At 73.7% G+C, this 14,996-nt stretch carries 12 protein-coding genes; 8 read left to right on the forward strand and 4 right to left on the reverse strand.

The window, feature by feature from the left end; translation table 11 throughout:
* Window positions 1-66: 66 nt before the first annotated feature.
* Genes tssJ through LCHO_RS22410 form a run of 7 tightly spaced genes read left to right on the forward strand, consistent with a single transcriptional unit; the run spans window position 67 to window position 10,529 of the window.
* Window positions 67-645, forward strand: coding sequence for a type VI secretion system lipoprotein TssJ (gene tssJ / locus LCHO_RS20200; protein WP_190274821.1), 579 nt, complete (start codon window positions 67-69; stop codon window positions 643-645).
* Between the two features lie 10 nt (window positions 646-655).
* Window positions 656-1,993 (forward strand): type VI secretion system baseplate subunit TssK, encoded by a 1,338-nt coding sequence (tssK, locus tag LCHO_RS20205; RefSeq protein WP_012349050.1) that lies wholly within the window; start codon window positions 656-658, stop codon window positions 1,991-1,993.
* Window positions 1,994-2,023: 30 nt separating this feature from the next.
* On the forward strand, window positions 2,024-3,406 hold the full coding sequence (locus LCHO_RS20210) for a DotU family type VI secretion system protein (protein ID WP_012349051.1): 1,383 nt from the start codon (window positions 2,024-2,026) through the stop codon (window positions 3,404-3,406).
* Window positions 3,403-7,065, forward strand: coding sequence for a type VI secretion system membrane subunit TssM (tssM, locus tag LCHO_RS20215; RefSeq protein ID WP_012349052.1), 3,663 nt, complete (start codon window positions 3,403-3,405; stop codon window positions 7,063-7,065). Before LCHO_RS20210 ends, tssM begins: the two co-directional genes overlap by 4 nt.
* A gap of 24 nt (window positions 7,066-7,089) precedes the next feature.
* A complete protein-coding gene (gene tagF, locus LCHO_RS22405; RefSeq protein ID WP_012349053.1) occupies window positions 7,090-7,785 on the forward strand; it encodes a type VI secretion system-associated protein TagF in 696 nt (231 codons plus the stop codon).
* Window positions 7,786-7,796: 11 nt separating this feature from the next.
* Window positions 7,797-9,770 carry a serine/threonine protein kinase gene (locus LCHO_RS20225; RefSeq protein ID WP_012349054.1) on the forward strand — a complete coding sequence of 658 codons (1,974 nt, stop codon included), beginning with the start codon at window positions 7,797-7,799 and terminating at the stop codon, window positions 9,768-9,770.
* Window positions 9,771-9,818: 48 nt separating this feature from the next.
* Window positions 9,819-10,529 carry a D-Ala-D-Ala carboxypeptidase family metallohydrolase gene (locus LCHO_RS22410; protein WP_012349055.1) on the forward strand — a complete coding sequence of 237 codons (711 nt, stop codon included), beginning with the start codon at window positions 9,819-9,821 and terminating at the stop codon, window positions 10,527-10,529.
* Window positions 10,530-10,535: 6 nt separating this feature from the next.
* Here LCHO_RS22410 and LCHO_RS20235 read toward each other — a convergent pair whose 3' ends face one another.
* The 4 genes from LCHO_RS20235 to tagH are packed head-to-tail and all read right to left on the reverse strand — an operon-like array spanning window position 10,536 to window position 14,068.
* Entirely contained in the window at window positions 10,536-10,916 is a 381-nt protein-coding gene (locus LCHO_RS20235) for a VOC family protein (protein WP_012349056.1), read from the reverse strand.
* A gap of 37 nt (window positions 10,917-10,953) precedes the next feature.
* Entirely contained in the window at window positions 10,954-11,556 is a 603-nt protein-coding gene (locus LCHO_RS20240) for an OmpA family protein (RefSeq protein ID WP_012349057.1), read from the reverse strand.
* Window positions 11,553-12,320 (reverse strand): PP2C family protein-serine/threonine phosphatase, encoded by a 768-nt coding sequence (locus tag LCHO_RS20245; protein ID WP_012349058.1) that lies wholly within the window; start codon window positions 12,318-12,320, stop codon window positions 11,553-11,555. Before LCHO_RS20245 ends, LCHO_RS20240 begins: the two co-directional genes overlap by 4 nt.
* Window positions 12,321-12,325: 5 nt before the next feature.
* Window positions 12,326-14,068, reverse strand: coding sequence for a type VI secretion system-associated FHA domain protein TagH (tagH, locus tag LCHO_RS22415; protein WP_012349059.1), 1,743 nt, complete (start codon window positions 14,066-14,068; stop codon window positions 12,326-12,328).
* 280 nt (window positions 14,069-14,348) lie between these two features.
* Here tagH and LCHO_RS22420 point away from each other — a divergent pair, with 280 nt between their 5' ends.
* Window positions 14,349-14,984 carry a hypothetical protein gene (locus LCHO_RS22420; protein ID WP_012349060.1) on the forward strand — a complete coding sequence of 212 codons (636 nt, stop codon included), beginning with the start codon at window positions 14,349-14,351 and terminating at the stop codon, window positions 14,982-14,984.
* Window positions 14,985-14,996: the final 12 nt, after the last annotated feature.

Here is a 14,996-nt window from a genome sequence, read left to right on the forward strand (position 1 = left end):
GTTACCTTAGTCACCGCCGGGCGGCGCACAGCCTGACTAAGCTCGGTCTCCATGACGGAGGCCCGCGTGAAGTCCGCACTGAAGTCGTCCCCGAGCTCGATTCCTGCCGCTGCAGACAGCGCCCGAGACGCGGCCAGTCGTGCGCGCCGCAGCGTGCTGGCCGGCGCGGGCGCGCTGCTGCTGGCCGGCTGCTCGACCTCGGCCAAGGTGATCAAGGCGCTGACCGCGCCCGAGCCCGAAGCCAAGCCGGAGCCCGAACCGACCCGCATCGTCGGCGCGCTGGTCGCCAGCGCCGACATCAACCCGGACCTGCGCAAGCGCGCCTCGCCGCTGCTGGTGCGGGTCTACGAGCTGAAGTCGGACGCGGCCTTCAACAACGCCGACTTCATGGCGCTGTTCCAGCGCGACCAGGCCGAGCTGGCGGCCGACATCGTGCTGCGCGAGGAGTTCATCGTCCAGCCCGGCGAGCGCCGCGTGCTCGACCGCGTGGCCGGCGAGCAGACCCGCTTCCTGGCGGTCTTCGCGGCCTATCGCGACATCGAGCGGGCCCGCTGGCGCGCCCTGGCGCCGGTGCGCAGCGCCGCCACCCAGACGCTGCAGGTGCAGGTCGACGCGTCCGCGGTCTCGATCACCCCCGCCCGCTGAGCGAGCCGCCATGACCCTGCATGACAAGGTCGCGTGGTCGCAGGGCATGTTCCTGCAGCCGCACCATTTCCAGCAGGAAACGCGTGCGCTCGAACACCTGATCGACACCCGCCTGCGTGCCGCCGACGCGCACGCCTGGGGCCACGCCGAGCTGGTGCTCGACGAATCGCTGCTCGCACTCGGCCGCGTCGGCCTGGTGCGCGCGCGTGGCGTGCTGCCCGACGGCACGCCCTACGCGCTGCCCGATCACGACCCGCTGCCCGCCCCGCTCGAGGTGCCGGCCGACCTCAAGGGCGAGCGGGTCTGCCTGGCCGCGCCCCTGGCGCGTGCGGGCGCCACCGATTTCGACCTCGGCCTCGACGGCAGCGCCGCCGACGCCGCGCGCTACGGCGTCACCGAGCTGCAGCTGCGCGACCAGACCAACGCCACCGACGAGCCGCAGACGATCCAGGTCGGCCGCCTGCGGCTGCGGCTGCTGCGCGAGCGCGAACTCGGCAACGGCTGGACGGCGCTGGGCGTGGCGCGCGTGATCGAGCGCCGCGCCGACGCCCAGGTGGTGCTCGACCGCGCCTACATCCCGCCGCAGACCCGGCTCGACGCCACCGAGCACCTGCACGCCTCGGCCGCGCTGCTGCACGGGCGGCTGCAGCAGTTCGCCCGCCTGCTGGCCGAGCGCATGGGCAGCGCGGCGCACGGCGTCTCCGAGATCGCCGACTTCCTGCTGCTGATGACGCTCAACCGCAACGAGCCGCTGTTCCGCCAGTTCGCCGGCGGCCCGCAGGTGCACCCGGCGCTGTTCCACCGCGCCTGCCTGCAGCTGGCCGGCGAGCTCAGCAGCTTCGGCACCGACAGCCGCACGCCGCGCGAGTTCGCGCTCTATCGGCACGACGACCTGCAGGCCACCTTCGCGACGCTGATCGAGCAGCTGCGCGTGCAGCTGTCGGGCGTGCCGGTGCCACGCGCCACGCCGATCGAGCTGACCGACCGCCAGCACGGCTTCCGCACCGCCGTGATCCGCGACACCGAGCTGCTGCGCGGCGCCGCCTTCGTGCTGGCGGTGCACGCGCAGCTGCCGGCCGAGCAGCTCAGCCAGCGCTTCCTGGCGCACGCCAAGGTCGGCCCGGTCGAGCGCATCAAGGAGCTGGTCAGCCTGGCGCTGCCCGGCATCGCGCTGCGCAGCCTGCCGGTGGCGCCGCGCCAGCTGCCGTTCCACGCCGGCCATCACTACTTCGAGGTGCAGCGCGACGGCGAGCTGTGGAAGCAGCTCGAACACAGCGGCAACCTGGCGCTGCACGTGGCCGGCGACTTCCCCGGGCTCGAGCTGCAGCTGTGGGCGATCCGGCCCTGAGCGGGCGAGCGACAACCCGACCCCACCCGCATGTCCGCCCAGCCCCCCCGCCCCGGTGCCGGTCCGAACGATCCGCACGATCCGTTCGCGGCGCTCGACAGCGGCGCCACCGTCATCCGCCCCAACCCCGGCGCCCGCGCCGCGCCGGCGCGCATGCCGGCCGCCCAGGAGCCGCCGGCCGCCGACACGCCGCTGCCGGCGCAGGGCCTGAATCCGCTGGTCAGCCTGGCCAACCGCCTGCTGCTGGCGGTGCCGCAGCTGCGCGCGACCCGCCACGTCGCCGACCCCGCCGCGCTCAAGCACAGCCTGGCGCAGGCGGTGCGCGACTTCAGCACCGCCGCCGCCGCCGCCGGCATCACGCCGCAGCAGGTGATGGCCGCGCGCTACGTGCTGTGCACCGTGCTCGACGAGGCCGCCAGCGACACGCCCTGGGGCGGCGCCGGCGTGTGGGCCCAGCACAGCCTGCTGGTGACCTTCCACAACGAGGCCTGGGGCGGCGAGAAGGTCTTCCAGCTGATGGCCCGGCTGGCCGGCCAGCCGGCCGAACACCGCGACCTGCTGGAGCTGATCTACGCCGCGCTGGCGCTCGGTTTCGAGGGGCGTTTCCGCGCCATCGAGAACGGCCGCGCCCAGCTCGACGCGGTGCGCGACAAGCTCGCGCGCATCGTGCTGCAGGCGCGTGGCGACCACGCCCCGGCGCTGGCGCAGCACTGGCAGGTCGAGGCGGTGGCGCAGCGCGCGCTGCCGGGCTGGCTGCCGCTGCTGGTGACGGCGCTGGTGCTGGGCCTGCTGCTGGTGGCCGCCTACATCGGCCTGAGCTTCTGGCTCGGCGCGCGCTCCGACCCGGTGTTCGGCCAGATCCAGGGCCTGCGCCTGAACCCGCCGGTGGCCGCGGTGGCGCAGCCGGCGCCGCAGCCGCGGCTGGCGACCTTCCTGCGGCCCGAGATCGCCGAGGGCGCGGTGGTGGTGCGCGACGAGGTCGACCGCAGCGTCGTCACGCTGCGCGGCGACGGCCTGTTCGAGCCCGGCAGCGCCACGCTCGCCGCGCCCAAGGAGGCGCTGCTGCGGCGCGTGGCCGACGCGCTGGCGCAGTTCGGCGGCGCGGTGCTCGTCACCGGCCACACCGACAGCCAGCCGATCCGCTCGGCGCGTTTCCCGTCCAACTGGCACCTCTCGCAGGAGCGCGCCGGCGCGGTGCGCGAGCTGCTGGTGAGCCAGCAGGTGGCCACCGAGCGGGTGCGCGCCGAGGGCCGCGCCGACGGCGAGCCGGTGGTCGCCAATGACAGCGCCGGCAACCGGGCGCTGAACCGGCGCGTCGAGATCACGCTGTTCGTCGCCGCGCCGCCGGGCGTGGCCACGGCCGCCAGACCCGCAACCCCCACGGCCACGCCCGCATCCGGAGCCCGGCCATGAAGACGCTGCTGGGCTGGATCTTCAACCGCTGGACGCTCGCCGTCGTCGCGCTGCTGGCGCTGTCGCTGCTGATCTGGATCGTCGGCCCGCTGATCGCGGTGGCCGAGGTGCGCCCGCTCGACAGCACGCGCTCGCGGCTGATGCTGATCGGCTGCCTCGTGCTGGCGCTGCTGCTGATGGCGGCGTGGAGCGCCTGGCAGGCCCGCCGCGCCAACCGGTCGGTGGTCGAGCAGCTGATGAAGCCCGCCGCCGGCGGTGCGCCGGCCGGCAGCGAGTCACCCGACGTGGCCGCGATGCGCCAGCGCTTCGAGCGCGCGCTGCAGGTGCTGCGCGAGGCGCGGTTCCCGTCGGCGTCGACCGCGGCCGGCGGCGCCCCGGTCGGTGCGATCGACGCGCGTGGCAAACCCGCCGCGCCCAAGCCCGGCCTGCTGGCGCGCCTGGGGCTGCAGAACCTGGGCGGGCGCTACCTCTACCAGCTGCCCTGGTACCTGATCATCGGCGCGCCCGGCTCGGGCAAGACCACCGCGCTGCGCAACGCCGGTCTGCAGTTCCCGCTGGCCGAGCTGACCGGCGAACACCGCGTGCGCGGCGTCGGCGGCACGCGCGACTGCGACTGGTGGTTCACCGACCGCGCGGTGCTGATCGACACCGCCGGCCGCTTCACCACGCAGGACAGCGACGCCGGGCGCGACCAGGGCGCGTGGAGCGGCTTCCTCGGCCTGCTGCGCCAGTCGCGGCCGCGCCAGCCGATCAACGGCGTGCTCGTCACCGTGTCGGTGCCCGACCTGCTCGGCCGCAGCGCCGCCGAGCGCGACGACTACGCCGCTCGCGTGCGCCTGCGCCTGCAGGAGCTGCACAAGCAGCTGGGCGTGCGTTTCCCGGTCTACCTGCTGGTCACCAAGGTCGACCTGCTCAACGGCTTCGGCGACTATTTCGCCACCCTCGACAAGGACAGCCGCGCCACGCCCTGGGGCACCACCTTCACGCTGGCGCAGTCACGCAGCGGCGACCACACGGCCCTGGCCCCCGAGCTGAAGGCGCTGACCCAGCGCCTGCAGGACGGCCTGGTCGAGCGCCTGCAGGCCGAGACCGACCCGCAGCGGCGCGCCCGCATCTACGGCTTTCCGCTGCAGTTCGGCAGCCTGCACGAGCCGCTCGACGCCTTCGTGCGCGACGCCTTCGCGCCCTCGCCGTTCGAGCCGCCGAGCCTGCTGCGCGGCGTGTACTTTGTCAGCGGCACGCAGGAAGGCACGCCGATCGACCGCCTGATGGGCTCGATCGCGCGCAGCTGGCAGCTCGAACGCGCGATCCTGCCGCCGCAGGGCGCCAGCGCGCGCAGCTACTTCCTGGAGCGCCTGCTCGGCGAGGTGGTGTTCGCCGAGGCCGGCCTGGCCGGCACCGATCCGCGCGGCGAACGGCGCCGTCGCCTGATGCTGGTGGGCGCCTACGCCGCGCTCGGCCTGCTGACGGCGGGCGCGCTGGCGGCCTGGGCGACCAGCGCGGTCAACAACCGCAACTACGTCGACGCCGTGCTGGCGCGGGTCGACGAGGTGCGCCGGCTGGTGCAGGCCACGCCCAACCGTGCCAGCCCCGACCTGCAGCCGCTGCTGCCGGCGCTGGCCGCCACCCGCCAGCTGGCGCAGGCCGGCTGGGGCGACGCGGCGGTGCCGTGGTCGCTCGGCTTCGGGCTGTTCCAGGGCGACAAGCTCGACGCCGCCTCGCGCAGCGCCTATCAGCGCATGCTGGTCGACGCCGTGCTGCCGCGCCTGGCGCTGCGCATCGAGGAGCAGCTGCGCCAGCGCGCCGACGCGCCCGAGCTGCAGTACGAATCGCTCAAGGCCTACCTGATGCTGCACGACCCGCAGCGCTTCGACGCCGACGCGCTGGCCGCGCTGGTGCGCGCCGACTGGGCGCAGAACCTGCCGCGCGAGGTCGGCACGGCCGAGCGCGAGCAGCTCGACCAGCACCTCGACGCCCTGCTCGCGCTCGGCCCCGCCGTCTCGCCGCTGCCGCAGGACCAGGCGCTGGTGACGCAGACCCGCGCCCTGCTCGCCGCCGTGCCGCTGCCCCAGCGCATCTACAACCGCCTGCGTCACCAGGGCCTGGGCGAGCAGGTGGCCGAGTTCACCGCCGCCCGCGCCGGCGGGCCGGCCGCGGCGCTGGTGTTCGCGCGCGCCAGCGGCGCCCCGCTGACGCGCGGCGTGCCCGGGCTCTATACGCGTGACGGCTACCAGCAGGGCTTCCAGCGCAAGGTCGACGCCGTCACCCGCGAACTGGCGGATGAAGAAACCTGGGTTCTTGGGAACGCCGCCAATGGCGGCGGCGGCGCTGCGGGCCAGGCCACCCGCCCGAGCGCCGCCACGCTGGCCGACGACGTGCGCCGCCTGTACCTGACCGACTACGCCAACACCTGGGAGGCCTTCATCGCCGACGTGCGCCTGCGCCCGACCCAGAGCCTGGCCGAGCTGGTGCAGGTCACGCGCGTGCTGTCCGGCCCCGACAACCCGCTGGCCACGCTGCTGAAGGCGGTGGTGCGCGAGACCACGCTGCTCGGCGGCGAGGAGCCCGGCGCCGTCAAGGCCGCCGCCGACCGCGCGCGTGGTGCGGTGGCCGCGGTGCGCGAGGGCATCCGCGCGCTCGGCGGCGATGCGGCCGCCGCCGCGCTGCCCGCGCGCGGTGTGCCGCTCGAATCGATCGTCGACGACCGCTTCGCGATGCTGCGCCGCTACGTGCAGGCCGCGCCGGGTGCGCGCGCACCGATCGACGACACCCTCGTGCTGCTCAACGAGGTGCAGCTGCACCTGGCCAGCGTCGAGCTGGCGGTGCGCAGCGCCAACCCGCCGCCGCCGTCGGACCTGCCGGTGCGCCTGGGCGCCGAGGGCGCACGCTCGGCCGAGCCGGTGCGCAGCCTGCTCGGCACGCTGGGCCGCAGCAGCGCCGGCTTCACCGGGCTGATGCAGCGCGAGGTGCTGTCGCGCGAGGTGCGCTCGATGGTGGGCGACTTCTGCACGCAGGCCGTGGCCGGGCGCTACCCGCTCAGGAGCGGCTCGGCCACCGACGTCACGCTGGCGGATTTCGGCCAGCTGTTCGGACCGGGCGGGCGCTTCGACCGGCTGTTCCAGGAGAAGCTGGCCGCCCACGTCGACACCTCGGCGCGGCCGACCTGGCGCTTCCGCGCCAACGGGCTGGGCGAGGACGCCGGCACGCTGGCGCAGTTCCAGCGCGCGCAGGTCATCCGCGACACCTTCTTCCCGGCCGGCGGCAACACGCCGCAGCTGCGGCTGGAGTTCAAGCCGGTCGAGATGGACGCCAGCATCAGCCAGTTCGTGCTCGACATCGACGGCCAGGTGGTGCGCTACGCCCACGGCCCGCAGATCCCGACCAGCGTGCAATGGCCCGGCCCGCGCGGCACCAACCAGGTGCGGCTGCAGCTCAGCCCCGCCGGCGCCAGCGGCAACGGCCTGCTCAACGAAGGCCCGTGGGCGCTGCTGCACCTGTTCGACCGCGTGCAGCTCGAACCCGGCCGCAGCGCCGAGCGCTTTCGCGCCACCTTCGAGCTCGACGGCCGCAAGGCGGTGTTCGAGATCACCGCCAGCAGCGTGCGCAACCCGCTGCGCCTGCGCGAGCTGGCCGAGTTCAGCTGCCCGAACGGCCTGTGAGCCACGGCGACGGGGCCCACCACCATGCACGAAGCCCCCGGCTGGTACGGAAAACTCGGCGCGCTGGGTGACTTCGCCTCGCGCCGCCTGCCGCACGCGCAGGTGCAGGCGCTCGACCACTGGCTGGCCAGCGTGATGTCGATCAGCCAGTCCGAACTCGGCGGCGCCTGGCTCGACCACTACCTGCGCGCGCCGCTGTGGCGCTACGCCTGGGCGCCCGGCGTGGTCGACAACCAGTGGTGGTTCGGCGTGCTGATGCCCAGCTGCGACAGCGTCGGCCGCTACTTCCCGCTGCTGCTGGCGCAGCCGCGCGCGCAGGCGCCGCAGGACCGGCTGGCGCTCAACCACCTCGAACTCTGGTGGCGCCACCTGGCCGAGGCCGCGCTCGCCACGCTGGCCGAACGCGCCACGCTCGACGAGTTCGAGCAGGCGCTGGCCGAAGCACCGCCCTGGCCCACGCCGGCCAGCGCCAACCCGCCGCTGGCCCGCAGCAGCCGCAACCGCATCACCGGCCGCCCCTGCGAGGAGCAACCGCTCGGCCCGCGCACCGACCTGGCCGACTGGCTCGGCCACCGCGCCGCGCAGGCGCTGCTGCAGCAGCTCGGCGGCCACAGCCTGTGGTGGCCGTTCGAGCTGGGCCGCAGCACCCCGCCGATCCGCCTGCTGCAGGGCCTGCCGGACGGCGCCGAATTCGGCGCCCTGCTCGGCCACGCCGATTGAGGCCGCTCGCGATGGCCCAGCCCCCGCAAGACCCGCAAGACCCGCCCGAAGTCAGCGTGGACAGCGACGACGATCGCACCCGCATCGGCGCCGCACCCGTGCCTGCAGCCGCGCCGGCCACCGACGCAGACGCAGACGCAGACGCCAGCATCGCTGCCACCGAATCGAGCGGCTTCGCGGCCACCCGCGCCGCCACCACCCTCGCGCCACGCACCACGACCTCCGCGCCTGGCAGCGCCGGCAGCCAGCCGCACGACGACCAGGCCGGCGCCCTGCCGCCGGGTTATCAGCTGCACGAGTTCGTGATCGAGGCCACACTCGGCATGGGCGGCTTCGGCATCGTCTACCGGGCGCGCGACCAGCAGCTGCAGCGCACGGTGGCGATCAAGGAGTACATGCCGTCGAGCCTGGCCGTGCGGCGCAGCGACGGCAGCATCGGGCTGCGCTCGGACCGCCAGCGCGACACCTTCGAGCTCGGCCTGCGCAGCTTCGTCAACGAGGCGCAGCTGCTGGCTGCCTTCGAGCACCCGGCGCTGCTGAAGGTCTACCGCTTCTGGGAGCAGCACGGCAGCGCCTACATGGTGATGCCCTGCTACGAGGGCCTGACGCTCAAGGCCTGGCTGCAGCAGCAGGCCGCGCCGCCGACCGAGGCCTGGTGGCGCCCGCGCCTGCTGGCGCTGGCCGATGCGCTGGCGATGATGCACCGCGCCCGCTGCTACCACCGCGACATCGCGCCCGACAACATCCTGCTGGTCGGCCCGACGCAGCAGCCGGTGCTGCTCGACTTCGGCGCCGCGCGCCGGGTGCTCGGCGACGCCACCCAGTCGCTCACCGTGATCCTCAAGCCGGGTTACGCGCCGATCGAGCAGTACGCCGAATCGGCCTCGCTCAAGCAGGGCGCGTGGACCGACGTGTACGCGCTCAGCGCGGTGCTCTACGCCTCGATCGCCGGCGCGTCGCCGCAGCCTTCGGTGGCACGCATGATCAACGACGAGCTGATCAGCGCCCGCGTGCGCGGCGCCGGCCGCTACAGCGAGACCTTCCTGGCCGGCATCGACGCCGGCCTGTCGGTCAAGCCCGAGCAACGGCCGCAGGACATGGCCGCGCTGATCGCACTGCTGGGCCTGCACGGCATCGCCGGCACGGTGGTCGGGCGTGCGCCGGACGCGGCAGCGATTGCGGCCGCTTCGAACTTCGGGTCGACCGGCGCGACGGCGCCGTCGGATCAGCCGGCATCACCGGCCACGCGGCGCCTGATGGTCGGGGTGCTCGCCGCGCTGGCGTTGGGCGGCGGCCTGGCCTGGTGGCTGACCCGCGCGCCGGCGCCGGCCCGAGAGACGGCGCCGCCGCTCGCATCACCCGCAGCGCCGACGGCCGCCAACACAGCAGCGGCGCCGCCCTCGCCCGCTCTCCCGACCGTGGCGGCCCCCGAACGCGGCGCCTACACGCCGGTCAAGGTGCTCGAAGAGATCGTCCGGCTGGCCGACCCGCAGATCGCGGTGCAGGCCTCCGCCGACCGCGCGCAGGTGGTGATCGGCCGCGACCGGCTGCAGTTCCGGCTGCGCGCCAACGTGGCCGGGCATGTCTACGTCTACCTCGTCGGCACCGAGGGGCGACAGATCGAGCTGCTGTTTCCGAACGCGATCGACGCCGACAACCGCGTCGCCGTGAATCAGGAGCTGGTGCTGCCACGCCCGGCCTGGCGCATCACCGCGGCCGGCCCGCCGGGCATCGACCACCTGGTGGCGCTGGTCTCGCCCACGCCGCTGCGCATGCGCGACACCGGCGCCAGCGCACCGGCCGGCGAGGCGCTGCTGGCCTTCGACGACGCGCTCGCCCGCTCGCTCTGGCAGGCCGGCGACGGCCAGCGCAGCGGCTTCGTCGGCGAGCCCGATTGCCCCGCTGCCGGCGCGCCCTGCGCGCGCAACTACGGCGCCAGCCTGCTGCGCATCGAGGAAGTCACCGCCGCACCCGCCGGCCGCTGAGATCGGCGGCCCTGACGATCCGCACGACGAGCACCCCAGGAGACGCCCATGAACCTGTCACGCTTTTTCACGCTGGCCGAACTGACCCACTCCAACACCGCCAAGGCCGAGGGCATCGACAACCAGCCGACCACCACCGAGATCGAGGCGCTGCGCGCCTTGTGCACCGCCGTGCTCGATCCGCTGCGCGAGGCGATCGGCAAGCCGATCAAGGTGACCTCCGGCTACCGCGGCCCGGTGCTGAACCGGCGCGTCAAGGGCGCGGCCAAGAGCCAGCACCTGCGCGGCGAAGCGGCCGACCTGCAGTCGCCCGGCACGGCGGTGCTGGCGCTGTTCAAGCGGGTGATCCGGCTCGGGCTGCCGTTCGACCAGCTCATCTACGAGGTGAACGGCGCGTCGAAATGGGTGCACGTGTCGCACAGCCGCGGCGGCAACGCGGGCGAGATCCTGCTCGGCAAGTTCGACGCTGCCGGCAAGGTGACGTATCCGCGGCTGACCGCCGAGCAGGCCCTGGCACTCACCGAGCCCCGCTCGCGCGCCCGTGCGGTCGAGCCCGAATTCGTGGAAATGGCCGACGAACCGCCGAGGGCGGTGCGCAAGGCGCGCAGCGCAAAGACCGTGGCCCCGGCGCCGGAAACCGCTCCGGCACCCGCCGCGAAGAAGGCGCCCACGAAAAAGGTGGCCGCGCAACAAGCCCCCGCAAAGAAGGCTCCGGCCAAGAAGGTCGCCGCGCGCAAGGCCGCGGCGCCGAAGCCCTGAAGCGCGCTACGCCAGATCCTCGTGGATGCAGAGATAGTTCCCCTCCGTATCCTTGAACCACGCCGCCTTCTCCGCCCCCAGCACGCAGACGTGATCCACGGTCTTGAAGTCCGGAAAGTCGTAGTCCTCGAACACCACGCCCGCCTTCTTCAGTTCGGCCACGCTGGCGGCGATGTCCGGGACCTGAAAGCTGATTGCCGTGTGCTCGGCTTTCGTGCCCTCCGGCTTCGGGAACAGCGCCAGCGTGCTGCCGCCGACCTGGTAGAGAAACTTGCCGTCGGGCCGCAAGCCGCCGGGCGTGAGTCCGAGGCCTTGTTCGTAGAACGCTCTCGCCCGGGCCATGTCGATCACGGGGAGCATCGTCGTCACGGTGGCATGGGTCAGCATGTGCAGTCCTTTCGCGCTGTCCGGTGGATCGGCCCGTTCACTGCGGCCGCGTCACGATCGTCACCCGGCGGTTTTCCGGTGCGGCCACGTCCCGGGTATTGAGCGGCTCGGTGTCGCCCTTGCCGATCGGCGCCAGGCGGTCGACCGGGATGCCGTGCGTGGCCACCAGGTAGTCGCGCACGCTCTCGGCGCGCATCTGCGACAGCTGGCGGTTGGTGCTGGCCTGGCCGCGCGGGTCGGCGTGGCCTTCGAGGTTGAAGCCGTAGGCCTGCAGCTGATTGCTCTTGAGCGCCGCCGCCACGGTGTCGAGCTGCTGGCGCGAGCTGGGCGTGAGGCGCGCCGAGTTGGTCTCGAAGGTGATCAGCAGCGACGCGCTCGGGCGCCGCACCGCCGCCGGCAGGCTGGCCTCGCGGTCGACCTTGAGCCCGCGCGTGAGCACCGGCTCCGGATCGGGCGTGAGCAGCTCGACCAGCTTGTCGGGGTTGACGTCCTGGCCGCGCAGCACGGTGGTGTCGGCCGCGGACTGGGCCTGCGCCGCGAGCACGCCGGCACCGAGCAGCGCCAGCGCGCACGACACGCGCGCCAGGGCACGGCGCACCGGGGATGACGGAGGCGGATTCGGATGGGTCTTCATGGTCATGATGAGGCTCCTCCCCCGGCCGGGCCCAGCCACACCGCGATGGCGCTGTGGTTGTCCTGTCGAGCCGGGGCATGGGTGACGATATGGCGATACAGCCGGTCGAGCCAGTGTTGCGGGCTTGTGCTGCCGGCCAGCGCGCGCACCAGCAGGGCGTCGTCGAGCGGATCCCACCAACCGTCGGTGCACAGCAGGAAGGCGTCGCCGTCGTGCAGTTCGGCCGCGCTGGTGTGCGGCTCGACGTGTTCGGCCATGCCGAGCGCGGCCAGCAGCTGGTTCTTGTGCGGGTGCTCGCGGGCCTGCGCCGGGCTCAGCCAGCCGGCCTGGACCATGCTCTGCACGACGCTGTCGTCGGCGGTGGCGTGCACCACGCGCGCACCACGCAGGTGGTAGAGCCGGGTGTCGCCGACGTGGCCCCAGACCGCCCGCCGCGCCGCGCAATCGAGCCACAGCGCCGCCACGGTGGCGTGCATGCGCGCCTGCGCGTCGAGGCCGCGCTGCTGCTGTTGCAGGTCGGCGTGGGCGGCGCCGATGGCCTGCGCCAGCCGGCCGGCGTCGGGCGGCTGGCCGTGCTGGGAATCGTCGGCCAGCGTGGCGTCGATGTGGTCGACCACGCGGCGCGCGGCCTCGGCGCCGCCCTGGTGGCCGCCCGCGCCGTCGGCCAGCACCATGTGGCCCATCACGCCGATCTGCGCCACCCGCAGCGCGTCTTCGTTGCGGCTGCGCGAGCCGATCTCGCTGCGGTGGGCGATCGCCAGGTTCAGCATGGCGGTCACGGCGGCGACGACGGGGGGGATGACGACGGCGACGACGCTGACGGCGCCGCCGGGCGCTGGCGGTCGTGCTCGGCGTGCTGGGCGTGCAGGCGGTCGAGCTGCTGCTCGTAGGCGGCCAGGAAGGCGCGGCCGAACAGGGTGTGGAAATCTTCCTGCGCCTCCTGGCGGATGCCCTCGAAATGCTGCAGGTACAGCTCCCACAGGCGCGAGCGGCGGTTCATCGGCAGCAGGGTGTCGAGCACCGAGCTGGTGGTGAGCTTGCCTTCGAGCACCGTCGGCGCAAAGCGGTTGAGCACGCCTTCGAGCGCGGCGCGCATGCCGGCCATGGTGCCGATGGTGTGGCCGACCAGGTCGTGCATGGCGTCGGTCATGGCCGCCGGGCCGGGCAGGAAGCCGCGCATCGGCGGCTGCAGCAGCTGTTCGAGCGCGGCCTGGGCGTCGGGCGAGAACTTGAGCGGGTTGTTCTGGCGCGCCTGGATCATGGTGACGTCGGCGCGCAGCTCGTGCTTGGTGGCGGCGCGGATCGCCATCATCTGCTGCGTGCCGTCGACCGCGCTGCGCAGCAGCTGGCCGATCACCCGCATCAGCTCGGGCGACAGGCCTTGCGGCAACTGCAGGTGCAGGTCAGCGCCCTCGCAGAAGGCGCGCCAGAGGGCGGCGCTGGGGTCGTCGGCATCGGCCCACGCGGGCGACGGGCCGCGCGGCGAGGGTGTGGTCCCGGCGGCCACGGCAGGCGCAGGCGGGCGTGGCGTGGCGGGCGCAAGGGTCGGCGCAAAGGTTGGAGGTGGGGCCGGTGAACGAGCCGATGCCGGGGTCGGCGCCAGCAGCGGGGTCGGCGCGGTCACGGGTTCGGGCGGGGGTTCGGGCCAGACCGGTGCCTTGAACGCGGCCTGCAGGGCCGGCACGTGGTCGGGCTGGCTGGCCCCCGCAGACGGCCGGGCCGGCGCCGCGGCGGCGGGTGCGGCAGCCGCGTCGGGCGCGCCCACCGGCTGGCGCAGGAAGGCATCGAGATCCGCGCCGGTGCCCGCGCCTGCGCCCAAGCCCGGGCCGAGCAGGTCGTCGATCGAGCCGCCGGGTTCGCCCAGCCCGGAAAAACCCGCCAGCGGGCCCGCCGATGCCGCCCCGGGCCGCCCGTGGCTGGCGACGGGCGCAGGAGCGGGCGCACCGAAGCCGGTGAAGCCGGCGAACGGATCGGCCGCCGGCGCCACCGCCGGGCCGGGCGCGCCCTGGCGCGGCGCGGCGGGCCGCACCACCGCCGGGCCGAAGAAGTCGGCAAACGGATCGGCCTCCGGGCTCGGCGCGGCGATCGGCGGCGGCCCGCCACCCGCCACGCCACCCGGGCGGACGCCGCCGGACTTGTCGGCCGTGGCGGCGGTGGCAGCGCGCCCGCCGGTGATGGTGCGGGCCAGCAGGTCGTCGGCGCTGTCGTCGCGCGCCTCGAGCAGGAAGCCGCCGATGCGCACCTGGTCGCGGTGGCGGATCGGCGCCGATTCGCCCTGGCCCAGCGTGCGCCCGGCCACCGTCACGGCGTTGGCGCTGCTCAGGTTGGTGATGCGGTAGCCCTTGGCCTCGGCGGTGATGCGGGCGTGCTGGCGCGAGATGTGGCGCTCGGGGTCGGGCAGCGCCAGCGTGTTCTGGTCGCCGCGCCCGATGGTGCCGCCCTGGTCGTCGAAATGCGCCACCACCGGCTGGCTCAGGGGCTGGTCGTTGAGGGACAGGGCGCTGAGGGTGAGGGTCATGGCCGGTCGCATCCAGCAAGGTGCCGTTGAAAGCCCATGCTCGACGCGCCGGGGATGGCGGGCAAGGTCCGAAAGTCATTCGACGAGGTGTCGATAGACGGCGCCTCGTCGAGCAGCAGGTCACCGCCGCGGCTACCCGATCGGGACCCGGATTGCAATCGGCTTGAGCCGGCTCAATGTGCATTTATACCGGTGTAGGTATATTTGAAGCATCGGATCAGGCAGGAGATGCAGGTCTGCATCAGGCACCGCCCGATCTTCCACGACGAGAAGGACTCCCATGAAAACGACCACACTGCGCGTCATCGCGCTGGCGGCGGCCACGGTGCTTGCACTGGGCGGCCCGGCCTGTGCCGCGGGTGCTGGCAGCGGATCCGGTGGCGCGGGCAGCGGCGGCTCCACGAGTGCAGGCACGAGCGGCGGCGGAGCGGGCACGGGTGGCAATGGCGGCGCCGCCGCAGGCTCGTCGACCCAGGGCACGACCGCCACGCAGCAGCAGTCGGCCGCACAGACGCGGGAGCTGGTCAGGACGCAGGAACAGAGCCTGACCCTGACCCGCACGCAGCTGAAGACCCAGGAACAGGAACTGGCGCAGACCCGCGATCAGCTCAGGCTCCAGGATCAGGCACTCACCGGGACGCGCGAGCAACTGAAGACGCAAGAGCAGCTGCTGGCCCGCACACGCGAGCAGATCAAGGCTCACGAGCAGGCCGTGCCGAGTGTGCGCGAGCAACTCCAGGCGCAGGAGCAGGCGCAGGTCCGGACACTCGAGCAGCTGAAGTCGCAAGAGCAGCTCCAGCTGCAGATCCGCGACCAGCTGAAGACGCTGGATCAGATCCAGGCCCGGACGCACGAGCAGCTGAAGGCCCAGGAGCTGGCGCAGACCCGGACGCGGGATCAGCTCAAGCTGCTTTGAACCACCGCGTCG

Source organism: Leptothrix cholodnii SP-6, from assembly GCF_000019785.1.
Lineage (GTDB): Bacteria > Pseudomonadota > Gammaproteobacteria > Burkholderiales > Burkholderiaceae_C > Sphaerotilus > Sphaerotilus cholodnii.

Bases quoted from the DNA above. Each gene is read 5' to 3' on its own strand.
- tssK (WP_012349050.1), top strand. From the start codon at position 656: ATGACCCTGCATGACAAGGTCGCGTGGTCGCAGGGCATGTTCCTGCAG.
- LCHO_RS20210 (WP_012349051.1), top strand. From the start codon at position 2,024: ATGTCCGCCCAGCCCCCCCGCCCCGGTGCCGGTCCGAACGATCCGCAC.
- tssM (WP_012349052.1), top strand. From the start codon at position 3,403: ATGAAGACGCTGCTGGGCTGGATCTTCAACCGCTGGACGCTCGCCGTC.
- tagF (WP_012349053.1), top strand. From the start codon at position 7,090: ATGCACGAAGCCCCCGGCTGGTACGGAAAACTCGGCGCGCTGGGTGAC.
- LCHO_RS20225 (WP_012349054.1), top strand. From the start codon at position 7,797: ATGGCCCAGCCCCCGCAAGACCCGCAAGACCCGCCCGAAGTCAGCGTG.
- LCHO_RS22410 (WP_012349055.1), top strand. From the start codon at position 9,819: ATGAACCTGTCACGCTTTTTCACGCTGGCCGAACTGACCCACTCCAAC.
- LCHO_RS20235 (WP_012349056.1), bottom strand. From the start codon at position 10,916: ATGCTGACCCATGCCACCGTGACGACGATGCTCCCCGTGATCGACATG.
- LCHO_RS20240 (WP_012349057.1), bottom strand. From the start codon at position 11,556: ATGACCATGAAGACCCATCCGAATCCGCCTCCGTCATCCCCGGTGCGC.
- LCHO_RS20245 (WP_012349058.1), bottom strand. From the start codon at position 12,320: ATGCTGAACCTGGCGATCGCCCACCGCAGCGAGATCGGCTCGCGCAGC.
- tagH (WP_012349059.1), bottom strand. From the start codon at position 14,068: ATGACCCTCACCCTCAGCGCCCTGTCCCTCAACGACCAGCCCCTGAGC.
- LCHO_RS22420 (WP_012349060.1), top strand. From the start codon at position 14,349: ATGAAAACGACCACACTGCGCGTCATCGCGCTGGCGGCGGCCACGGTG.